This is a genomic window from Cupriavidus basilensis OR16, assembly GCF_000243095.1.
Taxonomy (GTDB): domain Bacteria; phylum Pseudomonadota; class Gammaproteobacteria; order Burkholderiales; family Burkholderiaceae; genus Cupriavidus; species Cupriavidus basilensis_D.
This window is the reverse complement of record NZ_AHJE01000198.1, coordinates 1-4,461: the sequence shown is the minus strand read 5'-3', so window position 1 is coordinate 4,461 and position 4,461 is coordinate 1. Positions and strand designations below refer to the sequence as shown.

The window sequence follows — 4,461 nt, the reverse complement described above, 5'->3', positions numbered from 1 at the left end:
TGTGCCGAAACTGGCGCTTACGATCATCCAGCGCCCCAAGCGGCGCATCGGGCGTCAGGGTGTCCCGATAGCTCACGCTGGACGTCTGCGCCGCCATCCAGAGCCAGTGCCGAGGTCTCAGTGGCTTCAACATGGAGAGGTCCAGGCCGAGCACGCGCAGCAGCGCGTGCGGATCGGTACCGTCGAGGGCGGCCGCGAACCGCTGCGCCTGCGCAAGAGACAGCCCCAGCGCTGCGCTCCGGGCGAGGATCGCCTGCCGGGCAGCTTCTGACGTTGGAAGTCCTGCCGGATCGTGTATCACCTCAGCCACCATGCTCCATGCCGTTCGCCGCTCATGGCCATGTGCTAACACAATTCAAGATTGCTGGGGGCCGCTCCGAAGCCCCCTCCCAACCCAACACTGCGCAGCCCGGGGATACATCCTTGTACTGGGCAGCTAGCTTGCACGCATAGACCATCAGGTACCTCATCGATGCGTATATTGGGCAAGGTGTAATTTCATCCAGGAGCAGCCTAACGAACGACTTCTCTTGTGACACAGTAAGACTAAGTAGCCCCTTAAATTAGAACCCATACTTCCATACCGCAAAACAAATCGTCAGTAAAAAAAATAAATATGAGACGCCTCGGCCATTTTGCTTCTTCAAGCTTCGGCCTGACAATTGCAGCTAACAACATTGACACCAAGATGAGAGCGTAAGCACTTGACATGTGTATGCGGCTATATGTAAATATAGCCTCTGAGACTTCGGCATATTTTCCGTGCCAGCTCAAAAAATACTTTCCATCTTTCGCCATGCCATTAATCGTATCCCCTCCAAAATAAATTGCTCCCCAAATCGCGGCGAAGGAATTCACTATCGCCACACAAGTCACGATTAACAGAGTCTTTTTCGCCTAAAATCCAATCACATTATTTGCAACGACATAGACTATAAATCCCATTATTGCTGCAAAAAACATCCACCAGACAATTTTCTGCGTTCGCGTCTTTGGTGTAGACCTTATTGATATTCCCATAATATTCACTAACCAATGCCAGTTTGACCTCGATCCGAAGAATACCCTTCACCGAATCCTATTGGATTTTTGATATTCGCGGCCCCCATATCGGCTCCAACTCCGATAACAGTTGCTGTCCCGTTACCCGGTGACACAACGATGCCTCCCCCAACACCAGTAAATACGGAGGTCGCACCACCAGCATACCCTCCGGCAAAATTATTCGTTTGGCCGGGCGTGACAGTTCCTGTATTGAGCCATCCAATTGATACGTTCGCGCCACCACCCACGAACGAGTTTCCATCTCGGGTGAACGTTCCCCACACGCTACCCACATAGTAGTCGAGTTGGAAATTCACAAAGTCCGGGCCGCGCGGTCCCGTGATGGGAAGCTGAGTCGACGGCGTATAGTTGGGAAGAGATGGGCGGTTACCGGTATTTTGCACTATAAACGCCTGCAATCCCGAATCCGCTGGCGGCAGCACTTGCGTCCACACTTGCTGACCAGCCTGATTGACGCCATAAATACGATTACCGCCAGCATCCGATTGGCCTCCGGCACGCTTGTCCATCTGCGCTAGCTGATTGTCAATGTCCGTCTCGGTAACAGGAGAGCCATCGGTATTCGCCAGTCCTTGCGCCTTCGCTTGGGCTGCCAGCTTCTTCGCTTGTGCCTGATCGTCCGCGTGCAACTGCCGGTTGTAGAGATCGGCGTTCATCGCCGCGTTTGCGGCCGTGGAACCGTTCTTTCCGAGGGCGTCCGCGACTAGTCCACCACCCAGCATCGCCAGACCCGCACCCAGTGCGCTAGCCAAAGCCCCATGTCGTACACTACCGCGTTCAGCGTAGGGGCCATAGCGGCAGCGGCCGCCCCGCCGATGGCGATACCCCGCAACCCTAGACGCGGCAAGGCCTTGCGAGTGGTCGACGCCCAGATACGGGGGCGGCAGGCGGTTTTTGCCTACGCAACCGGGCTTCGTTAAAGAGCAAGGCGCGCGCCTACGTGCGCACGAATGCACTCAGTCTAGCCGCCTAGCTCGGATTCAATTGCAATCACGTGTGTATCGCCAGTGCGGCGACTAGGAAGGGGGCGGCTGGAGATCGACGGCGAGCTGCCGCCTGTCCGGCGGCAGCTCGCGCGTCAAGGCAACGCGGGTACGGACACTCGAACGCAGCCGAATGCCAAACGGGCAATTGCTCCACGACAGCCTATGCCCCCAAGCTACATCCACTCATTGCCACCCAAAGATGTTCTTGAGGATCACGTAGGCAATAAAACCCATGCCTGATACGAAACAGATCCACCAAACGATCTTTTGGACTCGCGTTTTAGGGGAAGATGCTGGAAACGGCATATTTACCAACCAAGTCCTGTCTTACCTCGATCAAGAGAATACCCCCCACCGACTGAAATCGGATTTTTGGTATCGCCCACCGTTTCGCCAACGCCGAAGCCAATCACGGTCGCAGACCCATTTCCTGGAGAATACGCGGTTCCAGCTCCCAGACCAGCATATGCACCTACAGCCTGGCCAGCATATCCGGACATGAAATTATTGGTTTGGCCTGGTGCCACAGAAGATCGATTCAGCCATCCGAATTGTACGCTGGCTGTCGCTCCAGCTGGATTCGGCATTCCGAAATTCAGCCCACCGCCGGCAAATGAATTCCCATCCCGAGTAAACGCCCCCCATACGCTGGCCACATAGAGATCCAATTGGAAATTGACGAAGTCGGGGCCTCTCACACCCGTGATCGGGAGCTGGGTTGACGGTGTGTAAGCTGGGCTTGACGCACCGCTCCCGGTGTTATGCACGATGAACGCCTGCAATCCCGAATCCGCGGGTGGTAGCACCTGCGTCCACACGTGCTGACCAGCCTGATTTACGCCATAGGACTGCCAGTTTGTGCCGTCGTTAGGTTTGTCCCCCACCGCCATTCGGTTACCGCCAGCATCCGTTTGCCCCGCTGCACTCTTGTCCATTTGTGCAAGCTGGTTCGCAATATCGGTCGCGGTAACAGGAGAACCGTCCGTATTTGTCAGCCTTTGCGTTTTCGCCAAGTCAGCGAGCTTCTTCGCTTGCGCTTGATCATCCGGATGCAACTGCCGGTTGTAGAGATCGGCGTTCATCGCCGAGTTTGCGGCCGTGGGACCGTTCTTTCCGAGCGCGTCCGCGACTAGTCCACCACCCAGCATCGCCAGTCCCGAACCTCGTGCGCTCCACAAGCTTTCGGTGAAGGGGTCTGCGCCGCGCATGCAGTGTCGGGGTGAGTAGTGTCAAGTTCTCAAATCAACGCTTTGGCAGGTCGCCGCGCTGACTTCCGCTGCAGGTATTTCAGCAGCCTATTAGAGAGCAAGACCACAAAATGACTAATTCCCATATTTTTTCTAGAAGATTGATTTAATAATCTTAATAACCCACAGCCCACCAACGATCGAAAAAACTATGATTATAAACGACCAATACACGATCTTATTGGCGCGGGACATCTTCTTGTATTGTTCTCTAGAGGGCCCCGGAAATCCGACCATTATCAAACTCCTTACTTGCTCTCACTGGTTAATTTTGACGAATATGACCACGGCGTCACCCCCCCAGAAAGTGGACCGGGAGTTCCGAGGCCAAATTCGATTGCAGTTGATCCGCCATATGCGTGCGTTATTGCCCCAACTATATTAAATCGGAAAGGCGTTGGAATGGATATCCCGATCTGATTGCCAGAGCCATCCATAAAGGAGTTGGCAGCGATCGCATCATTTGCTCCAAAGATCCAGCCGAATGTGGTGTATCCGCTGGGCATCCAAGATGCCGCAGGACGCGAATAGGTTGCCCCGCCGGATGTGTATATCGTTCCGTCATACAGATTCGCTGCCCCGCCCACCGATATAGTCTGAACAGTTCCTCCTGCCGCAGCATAGTCCGGTAAGAGTCCACGTCCTTGCTGGCCCAAGCCCGCGGCGCATTCCGCCGTAATACAGCCATTCGGTGCAGGCGCAAATGGATTCGCAGGCGTTGTTGGCGTACCGGCAGCTACGGTGCCGAGGGTCCCCGCATCCCAGCCATATGGCGACGCGCTGCCCCCTGTCATCGATCGGATGTATGCCGCCAGACCCGGATCCACCTGATTGGGAACCGTCTGTACCAACGTGCGTCCATCTTTAGATGGGACCGAGTAAGCCCCGCCTGTGTCGTACACCCCTTGGGGATTGCTCACCCCGTCAACGACCATACCGGTCGTCACGTTTTCACCCAACTGGCTGTTGCTGGCTGCACGCATCGCATCGCCAACCTGCTGCACCGTGTATTTGCCTCCGCTTGCCGCCGAGATCTGCTGCGCACGCGCCTGCTCATCCGGGTGCAACTGACGGTTGTAGAGATCGGCGTTCATCGCCACGTTTGCGGCCGTGGAACCGTTCTTTCCAAGCATGTCCGCAACTAGTCCACCACCCAGCATCGC

The 4,461-nt window shown here is 55.5% G+C and carries 4 protein-coding genes; all 4 read right to left on the bottom strand.

Annotated elements, in window-relative coordinates; genetic code table 11:
* A partial coding sequence (locus OR16_RS37850; RefSeq protein WP_006164538.1) for a hypothetical protein occupies positions 1–313 on the bottom strand: 313 nt, incomplete at its 3' end.
* Between the two features lie 715 nt (positions 314–1,028).
* On the bottom strand, positions 1,029–1,721 hold the full coding sequence (locus tag OR16_RS43910; protein WP_141639977.1) for a hypothetical protein: 693 nt from the start codon (positions 1,719–1,721) through the stop codon (positions 1,029–1,031).
* Between the two features lie 638 nt (positions 1,722–2,359).
* A complete protein-coding gene (locus tag OR16_RS43905; protein ID WP_141639976.1) occupies positions 2,360–3,133 on the bottom strand; it encodes a hypothetical protein in 774 nt (257 codons plus the stop codon).
* Between the two features lie 413 nt (positions 3,134–3,546).
* Positions 3,547–4,461: polymorphic toxin type 22 domain-containing protein (locus tag OR16_RS43900; RefSeq protein WP_237717384.1), on the bottom strand; the 915-nt coding region annotated here is incomplete at its 5' end.

Bases quoted from the DNA above. Each gene is read 5' to 3' on its own strand.
- OR16_RS43910 (WP_141639977.1), bottom strand. From the start codon at position 1,721: ATGAACGCCGATCTCTACAACCGGCAGTTGCACGCGGACGATCAGGCA.
- OR16_RS43905 (WP_141639976.1), bottom strand. From the start codon at position 3,133: ATGAACGCCGATCTCTACAACCGGCAGTTGCATCCGGATGATCAAGCG.